The sequence below is a fragment of the Sphingopyxis sp. OAS728 genome, assembly GCF_014873485.1.
Lineage (GTDB): Bacteria > Pseudomonadota > Alphaproteobacteria > Sphingomonadales > Sphingomonadaceae > Sphingopyxis.
The window spans coordinates 4,532,776-4,550,274 of the sequence record NZ_JADBDT010000001.1 but is presented as its reverse complement, the minus strand read 5'-3'; the positions used below and the strand labels follow the sequence as shown (position 1 = coordinate 4,550,274).

Sequence of the window (17,499 nt, the reverse complement as noted above, 5' to 3'; positions counted from 1 at the left end):
GCGCCCGAAGAGGGATTGGCCCTGCGGCAACCGGAGAAATTCCGGCCACTGCGGCCACGCGAAAAAAAGGCCGGGAAACGAAGGCCCTTGTGGCCCCTCCCGACCTCGTGCCCCTCCTCCACCCGTCGCAGAAGGAACAGCAGCCGCTTGACTCGAAAAGGCGGAAAGGAACAAAGAGGGAACGAACTGCCGCCACCGGAACTTATGATGTCATGCGCCAATCCGCCGTCCTCGCCGATCTTCGCGCCAAAATTGCGCGAATCGAAGGCGTGGCCGCGCGTCATGACGTCATCCCGTTCGAACTTGATGCCGTCGACTCGCGCCTGCCCGGCGGCGGGCTGGCGACAGGCGCGCTCCACGAGGTCGCGGGCAGTCCCGAACTCGCCGACGATGCGAGCGCGACGATCTTCCTTGCGGGCATTCTCGCCCGAACCGAAGGCCCCGTCTTCTGGTGCCTGCGCTGGCGCGACCTCTTCGCCCCTGCCCTCCATCTTGCGGGCCTTCATCCGGACCGACTGATCCATGTCGAGGCGGGCAGCGACACCAATGTCCTGCTCGCAATGGAGGAATGCCTCCGCCACCAGGGTCTCGCCGGGGTAGTCGGCGAGGTCGCCAAATATACGGTCACCGCGTCCAAGCGGCTCCAGCTCGCCGCCGAGACCTCGGGCGTTCCCGCCTTTCTGTTCCGCCGCGCCTCGAAGACCGGGCCGGCGGTCGAAGGGACGGCCGCGCTGACGCGCTGGCGGGTGACCGCCATCCCGAGCGAGGATCTCGGGATCCCGAGCCTCGGACGTCCGCGCTGGCGCGTCGATCTCGAACGGGTGCGCGGCGGCAATCCGCATCAATGGATATTGGAGGGGTGCGATGCGACGGGTCGTATCGCTCTTCCTGCCGCACTGGTCGACCGACCGGCTGCGCAGGAAGACCAGCAAGCCTCGGCCTGACGCCGCGACCTCTGCGCGCCCGCTCGTTACCGCGGTCCCCGACCATGGCCGGCGGATCGTCGCGGCGACGTGCCAAGAGGCGCGCGCCCTCGGCATATCGCCCGGCATGACGATCACGAAAGCGAGGGCGTTCGCGCCCGAGCTCGACGTCGTCGATGCCGATCCCGAAGCCGACGCCGAGGGCCTGCGCCGCCTCGCCCTCTGGGCGGGCCGGCGCTATTCGCCGATGGTTGCACCCGATCCTCCGAACGGCATTTGGCTCGACGTCACCGGCTGCGCGGCGCTGTTCGGGAGCGAGCGCGCGCTGCTGAAGGATCTCCACCGGCGCACCGCCGCATTCGGGCTGTCGCTCCAGATCGCGGTCGCCGACACGGCGGGCTGCGCGCATGCCGCGGCCCGCTATGTGCCGGCGGGCCGCCCGGTGACCGTCGAGCCCGGCGCGCATCGCAAGGCGATCGCATTGCTGCCGATCGCGGCGCTGCGCCTGCCCCCCGCCGACGTCGAGGCCTTGCGCAAACTCGGGTTCGAACGCATCGAGCAGCTGATCGGCGCCCCGCGCGGCCCGCTCGCGAAGCGCTTCGGGTGCGCGCTCCATCGCCGGCTCGACCAGGCGCTGGGCACCCTGCCCGAGCCGATCGAGCCGATATTCCCCGAGCAATTGCCGCGCGCGCGGCGCGGCTTCATGGAGCCGATCGCGACGGCCGAGGCCTTCGCGCAGGTCATCGGCGATCTTGCGGGGGACGTCGCGAGCCAGCTCGGCCGCGCCGGCAAGGGGGCGCGGCGCCTCGACTGCTTTTTCCACCGGGTCGATGGCCACACCCAGGCGATCCGCATCGGCACCGCCGCGCCGTCGCGCGATCCGGCGCATCTCGCGAAGCTGCTCGCCGCGAAGATCGAGAGTATCGAGCCCGGTCTCGGGATCGAGGCGATGACGCTCGTTGCGCCGCTGATCGAGGACCAGGGCGCCCGGCAAGGTGAAGGGCTAGAAAGCCTTGCCCGCCGCGGCCCCGATCTTGCCGCGCTCGTCGATGCGCTCGCCAACCGGTTCGGCCAGCGCGGCCTTCACCGCGCCGAGGCTTGTCCAAGCATAATGCCCGAGCGGTCCGTGGCGCTCGTGCCGGCGCTGCAGGGCGGCGAGAGCCAGCCCTTCGCCGACGATCTCCCCCGCCCCTCGCGGATGCTCGCTCGGCCCGAGCCGATCGACGTGATCGCGCTGCTGCCCGACGATGCGCCGCGCATGTTCGTCTGGCGCCGCAAGCGCTACCGGGTGACGCAGGGCGACGGTCCCGAGCGCCTCCATGGCGAATGGTGGCGCGATGGCGGCATCGAGGGAGAAACGCCGCTCAGCGTTCGCGACTATTATCAGGTCGAGACGGAGGGCGGCGGACGCTATTGGCTTTTCCGCCTTGGCGACGGCGTCCATGCCTCGACCGGGTCTATGCGCTGGTTCGTCCACGGAGCTTTTGCGTGACGGGCGAGCCCGCCTATGTCGAACTCCAGGTCACCACCCATTTCAGCTTCCTGCGCGGCGCCTCGTCGCCGGGCGAGCTGTTCGCGGCGGCGGCGCTGCTCGGCCTGCCCGCGCTCGGCGTGGCCGACCGCCACAGCGTCGCCGGAATCGTGCGCGCCTGGGATGCCGAGAAGGCGACCGGCGTGCGCGCGATCACCGGCACGCGGCTCGATCTGGCCGACGGCACCGCGCTGCTTCTTTATCCCACCGACAAGACGGCCTATGGCCGCATGTGCCGTCTGCTCAGCGCGGGCAAGACGCGCGCCGGCAAGGGCGCGTGTCACCTCGATTGGGCCGATGTCGCGGAATGGAATGAGGGGCTTCTCGCGATATTCCTTCCCGATCGCGCCGACGCGGCGAGCGAGGCGGCGCTCGCGCGGACGAAGCGGATCTTCGGCAGCCGCGCCTATATGGCGCTCGCGATCCGCCGCCGTCCGCGCGACGCGGTGCGGCTGCGCGATCTGGCGGCGCTCGCGGCAAAGGCGCGCGTGCCGACGCTCGCGACGAACGATGTCCTTTACCATGCGCCCGAGCGCCGCCTGCTCCAGGATGTCGTCACCTGCATCCGCGAGAAATGCACGATCGACGAGCTTGGCGACCGGCGCGAACGCTTCGCCGATCGCTATCTGAAGTCCGCGGCCGAGATGGAGCGGCTGTTCCGCCGCTACCTCAAGGATGCCTCGCCGGTCGCGCGGACGCTCGAATTCGCCGAGCGCTGCGCCTTCAGCCTCGAGGAACTCAAATATCAATATCCCGACGAAATCGGCGACAGCGGCCGCACGCCGCAAGAGGAGCTTGAGCGCCTGACCTGGGAGAAAGCACCCGCCCGCTATCCCGAGGGCATCGACGGCAAGATCCGCGACCAGCTCGAACATGAACTTCAATTGATCGGACAGCTCGATTACGCACCCTATTTTCTAACGGTCCACTCGATCGTTGCCGAAGCACGCCGCCGCGAGATTCTTTGCCAGGGCCGGGGTTCCGCGGCGAACAGCGCGGTCTGCTATGTGCTCGGCATCACCTCGATCGATCCCGTGCGATCGGAGCTATTGTTCGAGCGGTTCGTCAGCGCCGAACGGCGCGAGCCGCCCGATATCGATGTCGATTTCGAACATGAGCGGCGCGAGGAAATCATCCAGTGGATCTACGAGACCTATGGCCGGACGCGCAGCGCGCTCACCGCCGTCGTCACGCGCTACCGCTCGCGCGGCGCGGTGCGCGAGGTCGGCAAGGCGCTGGGGCTCAGCGAAGATGTGACCGCCGGGCTCGCGGGCGCGGTCTGGGGCTATAGCCGCGACGGCGTCGAGGAGAAGCATGCCGAAGAGCTGAACCTCGACATGAGCGACAAGCGCCTCGCGCTGACGCTCGAACTCGCGCGCACGCTGATCAACACGCCGCGGCACTTGTCGCAGCATCCGGGCGGCTTCGTGCTGACGCGCGACCGGCTCGACGAGCTCGTGCCGATCGAGCCCGCGGCGATGGAGGATCGCCAGGTCATCGAATGGGACAAGGACGATATCGACGCGCTGGGGTTCATGAAGGTCGACATCCTCGCGCTCGGGATGCTGAGCTGCATGCGCCGCGCCTTCGAATTCCTCCGTAATGACAAGAGGATCGCGCACGATCTTTCTACGATCCCTGCGGAGGATCCCGCGACCTATAAGATGATCCGCAAGGCCGACACGCTCGGCGTCTTCCAGATCGAGAGCCGCGCGCAGATGGCTTCGATCCCGCTCATGGCGCCGAAGACCTTTTACGATCTCGTGATCCAGGTCGCGATCGTGCGGCCGGGCCCGATCCAGGGCGACATGGTCCATCCTTACCGCCGCCGCCGCAACGGCGAGGAGGCGGTGACTTATCCTACGCCGGAGCTGCGCCGCGTGCTCGAGAAGACCTTGGGCGTGCCTTTGTTCCAGGAGCAGGCGATGCGCGTCGCGATCGAATGCGCGGGATTCACGGCGAGCGAGGCCGATTTGCTCCGCCGCGCGATGGCGACCTTCAAACTCACCGGCGGGGTCTCGCATTTTCGCGACAAGCTGATCGATGGCATGGTGCGCCGCGGCTATGAGCGCGAGTTCGCCGAAAAGACCTTCAAGCAGATCGAGGGCTTCGGCTCCTATGGCTTCCCCGAAAGCCATGCCGCGAGCTTCGCGCTCATCGCCTATGCCTCGTCGTGGATGAAATGCCATCATCCCGACGCCTTCTGCGCCGCGCTCCTCAACGCCCAGCCGATGGGATTCTACGCGCCCGCGCAGATCGTCCGCGACGCGCGCCAGCACGGCGTCGAGGTCCGCCCGATCGATGTCAACATGAGCCGCTGGGACTGCTCGCTCGAGCCCGGCGACGCGCGGCATGGAAACGGCAAATATCTCGCGGTCCGCCTTGGCCTCCGCATGGTCCGCGGCCTCGCCAATGAGGACGGCGCCGCGATCGTCGCCGCCCGCGCGGGCCTACCCTATACGAGCGCCGAGGAGATCCAGCGCCGCGCGGGGGTCGGGCGCGGAGCGCTCGACCGCATCGGCGACGCCGACGGCTTCGCCTCGCTCGGAAGCTCGCGCCGGGAAGGGCTGTGGGAGGTGAAAGGCTTGGGCCATGCCGCCCTTCCCCTCTTTCAGGCTGCCGACGAACGCGCCGGACGTCTCCAGCGCGAAGCGCTGGAACCCGAGACATTGCTCGCGCCGATGGGCGAAGGCGCCGAGGTGGTCGAGGATTACCGGGCGTCGGGCCTGTCGCTTCGCGCGCATCCCCTCGCCTTTCTCCGCGACGAACTCAGGGCCAGGAAATTCATCACCTGCGAGGAGCTTCAGACGACGAAGGACGGCCGCTGGGTCAACCTCGCGGGCGTCGTACTTGTGCGCCAGAAGCCGGGCTCGGCGAAGGGCGTCATGTTCATCACCCTCGAAGATGAGACCAATGTCGCCAATCTCGTGGTCTGGACCAAGGTCTTCGAAGCCAATCGCCGCATCGTGCTCGGGGCCTCGATGATGGGCGTGCGCGGACAGGTGCAGCGCGAGGGCGATGTCATCCATGTCATCGCGCAGCGGCTCGAGGATATGTCGCCAATGCTCGCGAGCGTCGGCAACCGGCAGGATGTCTCGGACATCTACCGTGTCAGCCGCGCCGACGTCGTGAAGAGCCCCGTCAGTCCGGACCCGCGCGATCCCGAGACGCGGCCGCTCGGCCGCAATCCCCGCGATATCTATATCCCCGACCTTCGGCTCGGCTCGGGCATCGTCCCGGGTCAGCCGACCAAAGGCATCAAGATCAAGCCGCGCGATTTTCGCTGAACGAGCAGCCGCTCAGAGCCCGAGCCGGCCCCAGAATTCATCAGCCTTGAGCTTCGCCCGCGGCGCTTCGCGCTCATCGGCGCCATGTTTCCAGCTCGGATGGATCAGGGGAATTGGACGGCGGTTGCGAGCGGGCTCTGCGACCCATGATGATGATCGAACGGTCATCGCTTTCTCCTTTCGCCGGAGTAACTTGCGCGGCATTCCGGAGTTCCGAGCGTATTCCGCGGGCCGGTCACACGCATGGCAGCCAACGTTGAATGTTCCGCCTTTGTTCCCTATATTATCCGCGACTCGAACAAGGATATTCGCGTGAGCAAGGTAGTTCCAATCAGGCACGGCTTGAGCGACGCATCGACGGAAATTGAGGCCGAACCCGACCTAGTCGACCTGTTCGCGCCCGAAGGCTTCGTCAGCTCGCTCAATAGCGTCCATATTACGGGCGCCCAGATGCGCGCCGCTATCGAGACGATCGCGGCCGTCCCGGTCCGAAGCGAGGCCGATATCGCGGAGCATGGCCGCCGGCTCGCGGCCTTCGCGAGCGACTATGGCTTTGCGCCCGCACCCTATGCCGGAATGGCGCTGCACGCCCGCGCCATCGCGATGGACCGCTGGTGCCAGCTTCACGATCCCTTCGGTGAGACCGATGCCGATGCGTTTTACGAGGCGGGCGCGCGGGCGAAGCTGATACGGACCGACGAAGGCCTTGGCTTCGACCCCGCGCCATTTGCAGAACTCATTCAGTTCATCACGGAAATCCCCTATTAGGGCGACATGAGCCGGCTCTATGCCCTCGCAGCGACAGCGACCGAGATCGCCGATCATTTCGCGGCCCGCGGCGATGTCGATATCGCGGTGCCGTCCGAGACCATCGAGGCCTGCCCCGGCCTCGTCGTGCGCGAGGCGAACAGCCGCCGTGTGCTGGGTCAAATGCTCTGGGGCTTCCCGCGCCTGACCCGCGAAATGCGTCTGCGCGGAGATCCGCCGGGGCGCATCGGCCTCGTCGCCGATCTCACCAACCCGATGTGGGAGATGCTCGTCGTCGAGACCAAATATCGCTGCCTCATTCCGCTCACCCATTTCGCCAACCCCAACGGGACGCCGGGCGAGAAGACGCGAAGTTGGTTCTCGCTCGAAGGGCAGCCGATCATGGCCTGGGCGGGCTTTTGCAAGAACACGGCCGAGTTCGGCCCGGTCTATGCAGGCATGACGATGGACGCGAACGCGGCGGTGATGCCATACAATGACCGCATGCCGGTGCTGCTCGAGCCCCATGAATATGAGCGCTGGCTCCATGGCACGATCAAGGATGTGATAGCGTTGCAGTTCCGCCCGCCCCCGCCTGCCGACGCCTTTACCGTCGAGCACACCGACGACCTCTGGCGCAGCGGCAAGCTGCCGCCATCGGCGCAGCCCCAGGCGTCGCTCCTTTGAGCGCTTCCCGCCCGCGCATTTCGTGATAGGCTTCAGCCCATGTGCAATCTCTACACCGAGCGAAAAAGCGCCGCCGAAGTCGCCGCCCACTTCGGCGTGGATCTTGCGCCGGGCGAATTCAACATCCCCGAGGAGACGCTGCCCGGCTATCCCGGCATGGTCGTGCGCGAGGCCGAAGGCCGGCGCCTCCTCGAGAAGATGATCTGGGGCTTTCCGCTCCCGCAGAAAAGCAAAAAGACCGGGCTGCCCATCAAGCCCAAGGCGGTGAACAATATCGCCGACCTGTCGAGCTTCATGTGGAAATTCATCGCCGGCAAGCCCGAGAACCGCTGCATCATCCCCGTCACCGAGTTCGCCGAGGCCGAAGGCGAGGCAGGATCGAAAACGCGGACCTGGTTTCGTGTGAAGAACCAGCCGATCTTCGCCTGGGCCGGGATGTGGAAGGCGAGCGACGAATGGGGTCCGGTCTATTCAGGCCTCATGACCGATTGCAACGAAGCCATCCGGCCGGTGCACGACCGTATGCCGGTGCTGCTCATGCCGGGCGAATATGATCGGTGGCTCCGCGGCGGCCTCGACGATGTCATCGCGTTCCAGGACCGCTGCTTTCCCGACGATCTGATCGAAATGGAGCGAACCGGCGAACCGTGGAACCGCCGGAAGCCCGCGCCCGAACAGCCCACCTTCATCTGAGCCAGCCCGATGCCGCTTTCACACGAACAGCATCTTTGGGCCTGCGCCGTCGCGATCGAGCGGCTGCATGGCGCTCGCGCACCGACATTCGTGGCGGAACGCATCGGCGCCCTCGCCCTTGCCGGCGACGCCGCCGGGATCGCGCGCTGGAAGGCGATCGCCGCGCGCATGGCGCGGCTCGCGCCGCAATGAGCGGCGGCAAGACGATATCGGGGGTGCAGGACGATCTCTTCGGCACGGCCCTGCTGCCCGGTCTCGCGGCAGCACCCGAATTCCTCACGCCCGAGGAGGAACAGTCGCTCATCGCCCGGATCGAAGCCGCCGAGCTCACGCCCTTTCGTTTCCAGCAATGGGAAGGCAAAAGGCTCACCCGCTCCTATGGCTGGCATTATGACTTCGAGGCCGGAGCGTTCAGCCGTGCCGAACCGCTGCCACCCTGGCTCCGCGCAATCGCGGGGCGCGCCGCGGGGTTCGCGGGCATTGCGCCGGCGAATATCGCGCAGGCACTGCTCATCTCCTACGGTCCCGGTGCCGGGATCGGCTGGCACCGCGACCGACCCGTCTTCGAGCATGTCATCGGGATCTCGCTCGGTGCCGCGGCGACGATGCGTTTCCGGCGTCGGAGCGGCGAGAAATTCGAGCGTTTCGCGCTGCCGCTCGCACCGCGCTCTATCTATCACCTCGATGGCGAAGCGCGCGCCGATTGGGAGCATAGCATTGCTGCGATGGAGGAGCCGCGCTGGTCGATCACACTCCGAACGCTGCGCGACCGCTACGGACCTTGAACCCAGCTGAAAAGGGACGACCCGCCGGGACTTGCAAGGGTCGAAAGACCCGGCGGGTACCGGGGACGGTTAGCGGACATCCTGGCCGCCGCGGCCCGAAAGTTCCGCCACGCCGGAGGGACCAGCGACCGGCGCGGCGTCTTGCACATGGTTCCGGTCGACCGATGATCGCCGCGAGGCCCGTGCCTCGATTGAACGAAATGCGATCGCACAAGTTCCCGCAGCCCGTCGCATCGAAGCGATGCGCGTCTTGACCCGACTCGCGGCGGTCACCCAAGGCGAAAAAACTGTCGGGGGGCAGCGGGCAAGAACCGTTGGCGTAAGCGCGCGTGAGGGAGCGAAGTCATGGATCAGGCAGGGGCACTCGAGCGTTTCATCGACGCGCAGGAGCCCGTCTTCGCGCGCGCGCTCGAGGAGATCCGCCGCGGCGCCAAGCGCAGCCACTGGATGTGGTTCATCTTCCCGCAGCTCAGCGGTCTCGGGCGGAGCGCCACAGCGCAGCTTTATGCGATCGCCTCACTCGAAGAGGCGCGCGCCTATCTCGAACACCCGATACTCGGCGCGCGCTACATCGCCTGCGTGGAAGCCCTGCAGGATCTCGGCAGCAGCGATCCGGTCCCGGTCTTCGGCGAAACGGATGCGAAGAAGCTCCAGTCCTCGCTCACCCTCTTCGAGGCCGCCGGCGCCAAACCGCTGATCTCCGCCGCGCTCGATCGCTGGTTCGCGGGCAAGCGCGACGAGAAGACGCTAAAGCTGTTGGCAGCTACGGCAATCGAACCCTCACCAACATGAAGGCGGCCCCGGTCGTCCGGGGCCGCCACCATGTCGCCAGCTGGCGGGAGTGATCAGCTGGCGCCGAGACCATGTTTGAGAGCCGACATCTGGTCGTGGCCCTGCCGGACGGAGGCATAGCCGGTTTCAATAAGCTGGCGCACGGCGGGATCGAGATCGGTATCGCCGAGCGCGCTTTCGAACTTCGACTTGATATGATCCTCGCCGCGTTCGACTTCTGCGATCACTGCATCGTCGTCGCGAGGTCCGGTGAGCTTGTCGCGAAGGCCGAGGAAGGCGCGGTGCGCCGACGCGAGGATGGTGCCGTCATCTTCGGGATTGCCGCCGAGCTCGCGCACCTTTGCCTGGAAGTCGGAGACGACCGACTGCCGCTCATTGGCACGGCTGAGGAAAATCTCGCGGAACTGCGCGGCATTGGCTTCTTCGGCGGCTTTGCGATAGCCGTCGACGCTGTCGAGCGTCGTTGCGATCAGCGAGTTCAGCGTCGCGATATTCTTGTCATCGAACATGAGCAGATCCTTTCGGGAGAGCGTGCCGGCGACATGCCGGCACCTGTCCAAGCAACGAGCCAATCGCGGCAAAAGTTTCCCGGAAATACATCCTCATGCGCTCGTTTTGCGACGGGCCGAGGCATGGCGCGGACATCATAGCCCTGCCTTGGCGAGCGCGGCCGCGAGTTCGGCGTCGCTGGCCTCGCCATCGGCCGGAGCGAGCTTGTTCAGCGCTGTGCGAATGCGGGTTTGCGCCACCCTCAGCGCCTTGTGACGGACCTCACGATCCTTGTTCGTGCGCCAGGATCGGCTTTCGCCGAGAAGCGCCGCCCATTTCTCTTCTTCGGCCGCGAGGACCGCGAGCGCCAGCCGGAGGCCGTCCCTCCGCCCATGCTCATATTCGGAAGACATATTCGCTCCTGCGGCTTAACCGGCAATCCAGCGCAGCCATCGGCCTCAGCGAAGCTGGCTGTCCTTGCTGCCGCGCCGGTTGATGCCCGCTTGCCGCCGCTTCGCATCGCGTGCCGTCTGGCACGCAACGCAGGTTCGGCTTGCAGGCAGCGCCTTGCGGCGGGCCTCCGGAATGCGTTCGCCGCAATCCTCGCAATAGTCGGAGCCTTCGCCCTCGGCGAGGCGGAGCCGGGCGAGCTTGACCGCATCGGCTACCGTGTCGTCGATCTGATCCTGTACGGCGCCGTCGCGCGCCCAACCATTTGCCATTGTCCTGTCCCAAGATCGCGGCGCCCATCGGCCGCCGCCTTAATCGGATATCGTCTCTTCCTCGATCGCGGCATGGATCATCCGATCCCAGATTTCGCCGTCACCGGCGGCAAGCATCGCCGCGCTCGGTTCGCGAAGCGTCCGCAGCACGGCGAGCGCCGCGTCGCTATATTCACCCCATAGCGCGTCCACCGCTTCGCCCGCCGAGGCCAGATCGCCCTCGCCGTTGCGGCTGAGCGCATGGCCCGCGAGCACGCGTGCCACCCGCTCGATGGGCGAGGTCATCGCGCGGTCGAAGTCCGTCGGCATCAGCTTTTCTTCAGATAGGCGCGAACCGCGTCGGCGGTATTGCCGACGGCATCGACCGCCTCGCGCAATTCCTCCTCGCTCACGCCGAGCGATGCGGTCCAGTCGCGGATCTCATAATCCTCGCTAAGGCTGATCCGGTCGCGGTCGGAGGCACCGGTCTGCTTCTTGTCGTCCGACATGCTTCAAACTCCTGCTTCGCACATAGCGGGGCAACGCGTGCCGCCCGCGCCGGGTTGCAGCGACGCCTGCACGAACGAACGCTCTCCCGATCGGTCCCGTCGGTCACAACACCCTCAAGAAGAGCCAACGCCGCGGCGGCATCGCGGGCCGCGATGCTCGCGGCGGCTGAGAAGCGGCTCAAATGAGATCGATGCAGATGATCGAGGCAATGCACGGCATGATGGTCCCAACTGAGCAAATTTTCTTCGGCTCGCCGGGCTTCGAACAGAAGAGTTGCCGCTTCGTCCGCACGTTCGAGGAACGACCGAGGACATAGGCGTACCAACAGCACAAGCCGCCCAGACGCAGGCCCGTAGGGCCGGACCAGCCGCGCTCTTGCCGAGCCCGCAGCGGCGCGGCGTGCGCGCGGCGAGCGCGGGTCGGCCGGAGCAAAGCGGAGGCCGGAACGGTGCGAAGCGCCGTTTACCCGCGGGAGCCGGGCGCGCCCGCGCTGCAAGGAAAGCGAGGCGAGTGCGCCTGCGCGGCCGAGAGAAGACGCGCGACCCCTGGCCGAGCCTGCGAGGCCAGTGCGCGCTCATCAGCGCCGCGCGCAATCCCCGCCGGCAACGCCGGCGGGGTGAACGCATCAGCCGTTCAGGCGATCCTTGACCGCCTTGGCAGCCGAGAAGCCGAGCTTCTTCGATGCCGCGATCTGGATCGTCGCGCCGGTCGAGGGATTGCGGCCTTCGCGCGCAGCCGATTCCTTGACCTTGAACTTGCCGAAGCCGTTGACCGAGACTTCTTCGCCCTTGGCGGCGGCCTCGGCGATCGCGGCGAAGACGGCGTCGACGGCCTTCTTGCCTTCGGCCTTCGAGAGGCCGAGCGCGGTTGCGACATTGTCCGAAAGATCGGCGTGGTTCATGATATTCTCCTGAAGCGGACAGGGCCCTCCCCTGACCGGTCAGGCGCTATAGTCGGCAGCGAACGCCCCCGCCAGAGCGATCATTCGGCGACTGCGGCCCGCACGACCTCGAGCGCCTTCTCCAGTTCCTCGGACCGGTAGCCGCCCTCCTCGGCGCCGCGATCGAAGAGCCCCCGCTCCTCGTCGATGAGCACGAGGATACGCAAGGCCGCGAACAGGTCGGTGGCGCTGGGCGGGACCGCCATCAGCCGGCACTCCGCGCGGTGGATTCGAGCTGCGCGATGCGCTCGCGGCAGATCGTCTCGACGATATCCGAAAGCACCGAAACCCGCTCGCCCAGCCAGGCCAGTTCCTCCTCGGTGATGCGATAATGTTTCGAGTAGCGGGCCTTCACATAGGCGTCCTTCAGCTTCTCGAAGCGAGCGCGATCGGCCTTAGTCTGGCTCGGCCACGCATCGAACAGCCGGTCGTCGACCCGCTCGGCTTGGGTCCGCAAGAAAGCGAGGTTGTGCACATGCGGGGTGTAGAATGTGCAGACCAGAAGCACACAATGATAAAGCCGCTCAGTTGCTTGATGTGTGAGAAACGCCGCATCTTTCAGCCGTCTTTTCGTCCGGCTAAACTCAGCCGTCTCGATCATTCCTTGTGCCGCAGGAAGCCACTCGTCAAAATATTCCTGCGCCATCTCGAGCGCCGCGTGAGGCGACTTCGGATGCGGTTCGGGAAGATCGTCATTGACCGCCTGATAGAGAGCGATCCCGTCCTTCGCGACGTCCATGAAGAAGTAACGCCCTTCAGCGAGACCGCGGTTCACCTCATCGATGCTGTGAACGATGAAATTCACCGGGGTACGTACCGACTTTGTCATCGTCAGTTCGCGGATCAGCCGGTCGTCGAGCTTCGACCAATATTCGACGCGGTCGGTCAGCCGCTTGTCGTTGACGATGATCAGCAGGTCATAATCGGACTGATAGCCTTTGGCCGTGTGGGGCTCATCGATCCAACCGCCGCGCGCGTAGCTGCCGTAAAGGATGACCTTCGAGATCCGGCCCTTCCGCTTCCAGTCCTGCGTCGCGAGCGCCAGTGCATCCTCGAATTCCTCGAAGATGATCTCGACGACGCGTTCGAGTTCGCGCTGCTTCTGGGCGGGAAGATGATCGATACTGCTGCGCATTGATAATCACCCTAACAAGCTGCCGCGCGGGTTGCACCCTGATTGTCGCCAATCCGGACGAGATGGCGGTCGCGGAGCAACAGTGCTTAGTCCATCGGGTTCCAGATGATGGCGTAGCAGTCCGGATTGTCCTGACCTGCGGCTCGGCCGAGATTCGCATAAAGCCGTCGCTGACCAAACTCGGGAGCTTCCAGCGCAAGCGAGACATAGGGCTCGGCGGACATACGTCCGACGCGAAGCCACCCTGCGCCGATCTCGACGTCGTCAGACCAGACGCGAAAGTCCGGCTGAAGCGTCGCGCCCTTGCCGCGGTTCGGCCTGATCTCGATCTTCGCCCGGATCGAGAGCGTCCGTATCTCGCCGACGTAACCCTTTTCGATTGTGCCGCTGACCATGCCGATCGCGCCCATGATGCATCTCCTGCCTGCACGGGACATTCCCGTGCCGACGGTCAGGGCACGGCGCCGGCAGCGTGCCCGCACCGCAGGCCGTAGCGGAGCGAAGGATGGGCGGAGCCCATTGCGGGCGCGCGGCACCGTGCCAAGACAAGGCCCGGGACTGGCCCCGCAGGCTTGGTGCAACATCGAGCCCCTTTCGCTCGCGTCAGAGACGCGGCAATTCGAGAAGGAGATAGGTGTGACGGTCGGCGATCACGGAGGGACAGCGCATGTGCCAATGGCGGAACCTGCGTCCGGACCGCACCGACTATGTGCTCTTCTCCGGATATACGAATGGCCTCGAACGAGTCGCCCGCGCATTATGTGAGCTGGATGCCAATCCGCCGGGGCAACGATGGACGGAAAGCCGCTTTGGCAGGACTATGCACCAGAAGCGTGGGCGGCAACGATGACACTCCGCGAACCCGACACGGCAATGTTGAACGCAGCGACGGCGAAGGCCGCCAAGGCTGGCGATAGCGACCTCGGCGCAATCTGTCGCGCAATGATCGATGCTGCGGTGACCCGCCAGGTCAGTTACGCATTCGAGCCGCCTCGGCAGGCAGTTTTTGGCCGTTTGGAAACGGCCGGCTTTTGGCGTTCGAACTTTCAAAGCGGTTGCCCTAGGGCAGTCAGGCGCGCTCGCTACCGGGATCGCCAACTGCGCTGTTGCGAACTCCGGATTTCCGGAAGAGCATTATGGCTGCCACGGCAAAATAAAATGCACCAAAAGCCGCATAGGGCGCGACATCGGCGACGCCCGGACTGGAAGCGGGATCGTTCGCCTTCGCTAGGAAGAACAGACCCGCCAATGCCGACTGCGCGCCGCTCAAGATCATCGGCCATTGGGCAGACGCACTGCGCCACCGCCGCGCGGCCGTCGAAAGCTGAAGAATGCCCGCGAGCGTTGCCCAGACACCGACCACGGCGATCACGGCATGAAAGTTCCGCGTCGCAGCAACGGCAACTGCCAGCACAACGATCGCGCTCACGATCATGTTGAGCATCTGCGTCGGGTTGGAGCGAAGTCCGCCGCTGCGCTGCGCGTCGACATAATTGGCCAGGCTGTCCCATGCCGGGTAGGAAATGATCAGTCCGATCCCGATGATCGGGTGGGCGCTACCGACGACCAGAGCCGAAGCCACCCACAAAGCCGAGAAGAAAGCGCGCGCCGCAAAATAGCGCTTCAGCCATTCGCTGTTCGATGGCGAAGATTCGTCAACCATTGTCATATCGATTTTCCTCTTGAGCAGGCAGACCAGGCGCGCGCGAGCGCGGCGAACGAATGCCGAGTTGATTGAAGCCCGTTCCGGCGCATCTTCACGGCGCCGTCCAGGCGATAAGCCTATGCGGCAGACGCGAAGTCGGTGGACCGCGAAAGCTCGTTCCAACGAGCGATCTCGGCGCGCATCGCGTCGAGCTTTTGTTCCACGAGCATCAGCGCATCGGTACCGAGGAACAGCCGTGTCGGCGGGGTTGGCGCGTCGACCAAGGCCAGCAAGGCCTGCGCCGCGCCGGCGGGATCGCCGGGCTGGTTCCCGCTCTTGGCCATGCGGGCGGCACGGATCGGGTCCATCACGCTATCATAATCGGCTATGCTGCGGGGCGTGCGGTCCATCGACCTTCCGGCCCAATCGGTCCTGAATTGCCCGGGCGCGAGCGCGGTCACCCGGATTCCGAAACCCGCCAGTTCCTTGCCCAGCGATTCAGAAATGCCTTCGAGCGCGAATTTGCTGCCGCAGTAAAAGCTGATCCCCGGCATCGTGATGAAGCCGCCCATCGAGGTCACGTTGACGATGTGGCCGCTCCGGCGCGCCCGCATAGCGGGAAGGACCGCCTGGATCATCGCGACGGGGCCAAAGACATTCGCCGCAAATTGCCGCTGCAGGTCGTCCATCGAGGATTCCTCCAGCGCGCCCTCATGACCATAGCCGGCATTGTTCACCAGCACGTCGACCGGGCCGAAATCCCGTTCGACCTGGGACACCACTGCCGGAATCTCTTCGAACCTCGTGACATCGAGTATTACCGGGTGTGCACGAACCGGATCCTGCGCTGCGAAGGCTTCGGCGGCCTCCTCATGTCGGACCGTCCCGATAACATGATGCCCCGCTTCGAGGGCGCCGGTCGCAAAGGCGCGCCCCAGGCCTGAACTGACACCGGTAATGAGAAAGGTCTTGGGGAGAACTGCGGCCATGGTCTAACTCCAGTGGATAGGATCAGTAACTATATCATGATATAGATAGTGACATGGCACGTATCAAGACCCCATCTGACGCCACCGCTACGCGCGGCGAACCCGTCCGCCAGCGCGTCATCGACGCGGCGGAACGACTGCTTCGCGAAGGCAAGGCCGAATTCTCGATGCGCGACCTCGCCTCCGAGGCCGGCGTCAGCTTTGCGACGCCTTTCAACCAGTTCGGGAGCAAAGCGGCGATCATGCACGCGCTGGCCGAACGGCGCATCGAGCTAATGGCGAAGCGTTTCTCCGAACATCCGACCCTCGCGAATGCGACCGACCGGGTGCTGCTCGCCATCCGCATAGCGGCAGAGGGCATGCTCGAAGAGCCGCGGGTCAATCGGGCGGTGATGGGCTGGATCGGAACCGCAGGCCCGGCTCCCGGCCGGGCACTGGAATTATCGACGGGTCTGTGGCGGCTGGCCCTCGGCGACGGCAACGGCTTGGTTGCCGCGAGCAGAGACGAAGCGCTACGGACATTGCCGAGGCAGCTCGCCTTTGCTTTCCGCGGAACTCTGTCCTTCTGGACGGCAGGCGAACTCCCTGATGAAGAGCTCACAGCAAATGCCCAGGACGTGGCGAGCGGCCTGCTGCAGGGCTTCGCCGCAAATCCGGACCGATTATGAGGCGGAAAGATCGATAAGCGATCGAAGAGATGCCGGGCTCTACCCCGCCAATACGACATGTGAGGACATGACATGGAGTGGAGCGACGTCCGCATCTTTCTGGCCGTGCTGCGGACCGGTACGCTCGGCGGCGCCGCGCGCTCGCTGCGGCTCAGCCATCCCACAGTCGGCCGGCGCCTCCGCGCGCTTGAGGAGGCGACAGGCCAAACGCTGTTCCAGAGAACCGCGGACGGACACGTCCTCACGGAGGAGGGACGCGCCATCGTCGCTCTGGCGGAACAGATGGAAGAGGGCGCGCTTGCCATGGAAAGGCGGCTTGCGGGACACGAGCAGCAGCTTCGTGGCTCCTTGCGCATATCCTCGGCCGATTGGTTCGGCGCCTACGTCCTGCCCCCGATCATCGCCGAATATACGAGCGCCTATCCGGGCATCGATGTCGAGATCCTCACGGGGACCCGCCTCTTCAGCCTTGCCCAGCGTGAGTCGGACATCGCCTTCCGGATCGTCCCCTTCGACACCGCCGACATCGTGCAACGGCGGCTCGCCCGGTTGAACTACAGCGTATATGTTGCCGCAGACGGACCCGAGCCGGTCTTCGGCGACGGGACGGGCTTCCGACTTATCACGCACGACACGTCGACGGGGCAGTTCCCTGATATCGCCTGGCTGATCGAGAGCTTCCCGAACGCAGCGCCGGCCATGCTTTCCAACAATCGCAACGTCCAGGCACGCATGTGCAAAGAGGGTGTCGGCATCGCCGTCCTTCCCCGCGCAGTCGGCAATCACATCCCGGGACTGCGCCGACTCGACCTTCCATCGGCTCCGCCAAGTCGCGATATATGGATGGGCTATCATCGCGATCTGAAGCACCTGCAGCGCCTGCGCGCTTTCATTGGGGTGGTGGAAGATCACCTGCGGGAGGTGCTGCCCTGACCCGAGGTCCCGGGGTATGCACGCCGATATTGGCGCGAGGACAG

22 protein-coding genes are annotated in these 17,499 nt (G+C 65.6%); 11 read left to right on the top strand and 11 right to left on the bottom strand.

Going from position 1 to position 17,499, the window contains the following annotated elements:
• Nucleotides 1-212 precede the first annotated feature (212 nt).
• The 9 genes from GGC65_RS21550 to GGC65_RS21510 all read left to right on the top strand — a co-directional run bounded on the left by GGC65_RS21550 (nucleotide 213) and on the right by GGC65_RS21510 (nucleotide 9,445).
• Nucleotides 213-944, top strand: a complete 732-nt coding sequence (locus GGC65_RS21550; protein WP_192649024.1) for an ImuA family protein — start codon at nucleotides 213-215, stop codon at nucleotides 942-944.
• Entirely contained in the window at nucleotides 865-2,415 is a 1,551-nt protein-coding gene (locus GGC65_RS21545) for a Y-family DNA polymerase (protein ID WP_192649023.1), read from the top strand. Before GGC65_RS21550 ends, GGC65_RS21545 begins: the two co-directional genes overlap by 80 nt.
• Complete coding sequence (locus tag GGC65_RS21540) at nucleotides 2,412-5,741, top strand: error-prone DNA polymerase (RefSeq protein ID WP_192649022.1); 3,330 nt, start codon at nucleotides 2,412-2,414, stop codon at nucleotides 5,739-5,741. Before GGC65_RS21545 ends, GGC65_RS21540 begins: the two co-directional genes overlap by 4 nt.
• Before the next feature lie 342 nt (nucleotides 5,742-6,083).
• On the top strand, nucleotides 6,084-6,509 hold the full coding sequence (locus GGC65_RS21535; RefSeq protein ID WP_192649021.1) for a hypothetical protein: 426 nt from the start codon (nucleotides 6,084-6,086) through the stop codon (nucleotides 6,507-6,509).
• Nucleotides 6,510-6,515: 6 nt separating this feature from the next.
• Nucleotides 6,516-7,175, top strand: a complete 660-nt coding sequence (locus tag GGC65_RS21530) for an SOS response-associated peptidase family protein (RefSeq protein ID WP_192649020.1) — start codon at nucleotides 6,516-6,518, stop codon at nucleotides 7,173-7,175.
• Between the two features lie 39 nt (nucleotides 7,176-7,214).
• Nucleotides 7,215-7,868: an SOS response-associated peptidase gene (locus GGC65_RS21525; RefSeq protein ID WP_192649019.1), complete on the top strand. Its 654-nt coding sequence runs from the start codon at nucleotides 7,215-7,217 to the stop codon at nucleotides 7,866-7,868.
• A gap of 9 nt (nucleotides 7,869-7,877) precedes the next feature.
• Nucleotides 7,878-8,060 (top strand): DUF6961 family protein, encoded by a 183-nt coding sequence (locus tag GGC65_RS21520; RefSeq protein ID WP_192649018.1) that lies wholly within the window; start codon nucleotides 7,878-7,880, stop codon nucleotides 8,058-8,060.
• The gene (locus GGC65_RS21515) at nucleotides 8,057-8,653 is read left to right on the top strand and encodes an alpha-ketoglutarate-dependent dioxygenase AlkB (RefSeq protein WP_192649017.1); all 597 of its coding nucleotides are present in this window, start codon (nucleotides 8,057-8,059) and stop codon (nucleotides 8,651-8,653) included. The genes GGC65_RS21520 and GGC65_RS21515 overlap by 4 nt, the downstream gene beginning before the upstream one ends.
• Before the next feature lie 345 nt (nucleotides 8,654-8,998).
• Complete coding sequence (locus tag GGC65_RS21510) at nucleotides 8,999-9,445, top strand: DUF1810 domain-containing protein (protein WP_192649016.1); 447 nt, start codon at nucleotides 8,999-9,001, stop codon at nucleotides 9,443-9,445.
• A gap of 53 nt (nucleotides 9,446-9,498) precedes the next feature.
• On the opposite strand, the gene GGC65_RS21505 is transcribed toward GGC65_RS21510, so the two are convergent.
• The 11 genes from GGC65_RS21505 to GGC65_RS21455 all read right to left on the bottom strand — a co-directional run bounded on the left by GGC65_RS21505 (nucleotide 9,499) and on the right by GGC65_RS21455 (nucleotide 15,854).
• Nucleotides 9,499-9,954, bottom strand: coding sequence for a PA2169 family four-helix-bundle protein (locus GGC65_RS21505; protein ID WP_192649015.1), 456 nt, complete (start codon nucleotides 9,952-9,954; stop codon nucleotides 9,499-9,501).
• 135 nt (nucleotides 9,955-10,089) lie between these two features.
• Nucleotides 10,090-10,347 carry a hypothetical protein gene (locus GGC65_RS21500; protein ID WP_192649014.1) on the bottom strand — a complete coding sequence of 86 codons (258 nt, stop codon included), beginning with the start codon at nucleotides 10,345-10,347 and terminating at the stop codon, nucleotides 10,090-10,092.
• 45 nt (nucleotides 10,348-10,392) lie between these two features.
• Nucleotides 10,393-10,656 carry a DksA/TraR family C4-type zinc finger protein gene (locus tag GGC65_RS21495; protein ID WP_192649013.1) on the bottom strand — a complete coding sequence of 88 codons (264 nt, stop codon included), beginning with the start codon at nucleotides 10,654-10,656 and terminating at the stop codon, nucleotides 10,393-10,395.
• Between the two features lie 39 nt (nucleotides 10,657-10,695).
• A complete protein-coding gene (locus tag GGC65_RS21490) occupies nucleotides 10,696-10,965 on the bottom strand; it encodes a hypothetical protein (protein WP_192649012.1) in 270 nt (89 codons plus the stop codon).
• Entirely contained in the window at nucleotides 10,965-11,144 is a 180-nt protein-coding gene (locus GGC65_RS21485) for a DUF3606 domain-containing protein (protein ID WP_192649011.1), read from the bottom strand. Before GGC65_RS21485 ends, GGC65_RS21490 begins: the two co-directional genes overlap by 1 nt.
• 626 nt (nucleotides 11,145-11,770) lie before the next feature.
• On the bottom strand, nucleotides 11,771-12,046 hold the full coding sequence (locus GGC65_RS21480; protein WP_192649010.1) for an HU family DNA-binding protein: 276 nt from the start codon (nucleotides 12,044-12,046) through the stop codon (nucleotides 11,771-11,773).
• 80 nt (nucleotides 12,047-12,126) lie between these two features.
• On the bottom strand, nucleotides 12,127-12,291 hold the full coding sequence (locus GGC65_RS21475; protein WP_192649009.1) for a hypothetical protein: 165 nt from the start codon (nucleotides 12,289-12,291) through the stop codon (nucleotides 12,127-12,129).
• Nucleotides 12,291-13,220, bottom strand: coding sequence for a HEPN domain-containing protein (locus GGC65_RS21470; protein ID WP_192649008.1), 930 nt, complete (start codon nucleotides 13,218-13,220; stop codon nucleotides 12,291-12,293). The genes GGC65_RS21475 and GGC65_RS21470 overlap by 1 nt, the downstream gene beginning before the upstream one ends.
• 86 nt (nucleotides 13,221-13,306) lie before the next feature.
• Nucleotides 13,307-13,630, bottom strand: a complete 324-nt coding sequence (locus GGC65_RS21465) for a DUF736 domain-containing protein (protein WP_192649007.1) — start codon at nucleotides 13,628-13,630, stop codon at nucleotides 13,307-13,309.
• A 659-nt stretch (nucleotides 13,631-14,289) separates the two neighbouring features.
• Entirely contained in the window at nucleotides 14,290-15,048 is a 759-nt protein-coding gene (locus GGC65_RS21460) for a DUF308 domain-containing protein (RefSeq protein ID WP_225940950.1), read from the bottom strand.
• On the bottom strand, nucleotides 15,003-15,854 hold the full coding sequence (locus GGC65_RS21455) for an oxidoreductase (protein ID WP_192649006.1): 852 nt from the start codon (nucleotides 15,852-15,854) through the stop codon (nucleotides 15,003-15,005). Before GGC65_RS21455 ends, GGC65_RS21460 begins: the two co-directional genes overlap by 46 nt.
• A gap of 53 nt (nucleotides 15,855-15,907) precedes the next feature.
• Here GGC65_RS21455 and GGC65_RS21450 point away from each other — a divergent pair, with 53 nt between their 5' ends.
• On the top strand, nucleotides 15,908-16,522 hold the full coding sequence (locus GGC65_RS21450; protein WP_192649005.1) for a TetR/AcrR family transcriptional regulator: 615 nt from the start codon (nucleotides 15,908-15,910) through the stop codon (nucleotides 16,520-16,522).
• 72 nt (nucleotides 16,523-16,594) lie between these two features.
• Nucleotides 16,595-17,455 (top strand): LysR family transcriptional regulator, encoded by an 861-nt coding sequence (locus GGC65_RS21445; protein ID WP_192649004.1) that lies wholly within the window; start codon nucleotides 16,595-16,597, stop codon nucleotides 17,453-17,455.
• Nucleotides 17,456-17,499 lie beyond the last annotated feature (44 nt).

Bases quoted from the DNA above. Each gene is read 5' to 3' on its own strand.
- GGC65_RS21515 (WP_192649017.1), top strand. From the start codon at position 8,057: ATGAGCGGCGGCAAGACGATATCGGGGGTGCAGGACGATCTCTTCGGC.
- GGC65_RS21465 (WP_192649007.1), bottom strand. From the start codon at position 13,630: ATGGGCGCGATCGGCATGGTCAGCGGCACAATCGAAAAGGGTTACGTC.
- GGC65_RS21500 (WP_192649014.1), bottom strand. From the start codon at position 10,347: ATGTCTTCCGAATATGAGCATGGGCGGAGGGACGGCCTCCGGCTGGCG.
- GGC65_RS21475 (WP_192649009.1), bottom strand. From the start codon at position 12,291: ATGGCGGTCCCGCCCAGCGCCACCGACCTGTTCGCGGCCTTGCGTATC.
- GGC65_RS21480 (WP_192649010.1), bottom strand. From the start codon at position 12,046: ATGAACCACGCCGATCTTTCGGACAATGTCGCAACCGCGCTCGGCCTC.
- GGC65_RS21485 (WP_192649011.1), bottom strand. From the start codon at position 11,144: ATGTCGGACGACAAGAAGCAGACCGGTGCCTCCGACCGCGACCGGATC.
- GGC65_RS21520 (WP_192649018.1), top strand. From the start codon at position 7,878: ATGCCGCTTTCACACGAACAGCATCTTTGGGCCTGCGCCGTCGCGATC.
- GGC65_RS21450 (WP_192649005.1), top strand. From the start codon at position 15,908: ATGGCACGTATCAAGACCCCATCTGACGCCACCGCTACGCGCGGCGAA.
- GGC65_RS21550 (WP_192649024.1), top strand. From the start codon at position 213: ATGCGCCAATCCGCCGTCCTCGCCGATCTTCGCGCCAAAATTGCGCGA.
- GGC65_RS21545 (WP_192649023.1), top strand. From the start codon at position 865: ATGCGACGGGTCGTATCGCTCTTCCTGCCGCACTGGTCGACCGACCGG.
- GGC65_RS21525 (WP_192649019.1), top strand. From the start codon at position 7,215: ATGTGCAATCTCTACACCGAGCGAAAAAGCGCCGCCGAAGTCGCCGCC.
- GGC65_RS21530 (WP_192649020.1), top strand. From the start codon at position 6,516: ATGAGCCGGCTCTATGCCCTCGCAGCGACAGCGACCGAGATCGCCGAT.
- GGC65_RS21505 (WP_192649015.1), bottom strand. From the start codon at position 9,954: ATGTTCGATGACAAGAATATCGCGACGCTGAACTCGCTGATCGCAACG.
- GGC65_RS21510 (WP_192649016.1), top strand. From the start codon at position 8,999: ATGGATCAGGCAGGGGCACTCGAGCGTTTCATCGACGCGCAGGAGCCC.
- GGC65_RS21470 (WP_192649008.1), bottom strand. From the start codon at position 13,220: ATGCGCAGCAGTATCGATCATCTTCCCGCCCAGAAGCAGCGCGAACTC.
- GGC65_RS21495 (WP_192649013.1), bottom strand. From the start codon at position 10,656: ATGGCAAATGGTTGGGCGCGCGACGGCGCCGTACAGGATCAGATCGAC.
- GGC65_RS21490 (WP_192649012.1), bottom strand. From the start codon at position 10,965: ATGCCGACGGACTTCGACCGCGCGATGACCTCGCCCATCGAGCGGGTG.
- GGC65_RS21455 (WP_192649006.1), bottom strand. From the start codon at position 15,854: ATGGCCGCAGTTCTCCCCAAGACCTTTCTCATTACCGGTGTCAGTTCA.
- GGC65_RS21445 (WP_192649004.1), top strand. From the start codon at position 16,595: ATGGAGTGGAGCGACGTCCGCATCTTTCTGGCCGTGCTGCGGACCGGT.